Here is a 243-nt window from a genome sequence, read left to right as displayed (position 1 = left end):
TTTTAGAAGCAAAAAAAATTATATTACTCATAAAGAATGGCAAGCGTTTTGGAAAAAGGCTATGAAACTAGACTATGATCCAAATGGTTTTGTTACTGCAATTAAATCTAAAGTTTCTTCTGAACAGGACAAGCAAGCGATTGAAACAGCAGTAAATGAAACTGCTAAATACTCCGTTAAATCTGATGATTATTTAACAGATGACGAGGAACGGAATTTGCAAATCGTTAAGGATTTGGAAGA

At 32.5% G+C, this 243-nt stretch carries 1 protein-coding gene; it reads left to right on the top strand.

Features of this window, described 5'->3' with window-relative positions:
* Positions 1 to 243, top strand: a 243-nt coding sequence (locus AWV70_RS22420; protein WP_160327728.1) for a protein rep, incomplete at both ends; no start/stop codon positions are given.

Origin of the sequence: Sporosarcina koreensis, from assembly GCF_001531445.1 — a bacterium.
Lineage (GTDB): Bacteria > Bacillota > Bacilli > Bacillales_A > Planococcaceae > Sporosarcina > Sporosarcina koreensis_C.
This window is presented reverse-complemented; position numbering and strand designations above follow the sequence as displayed.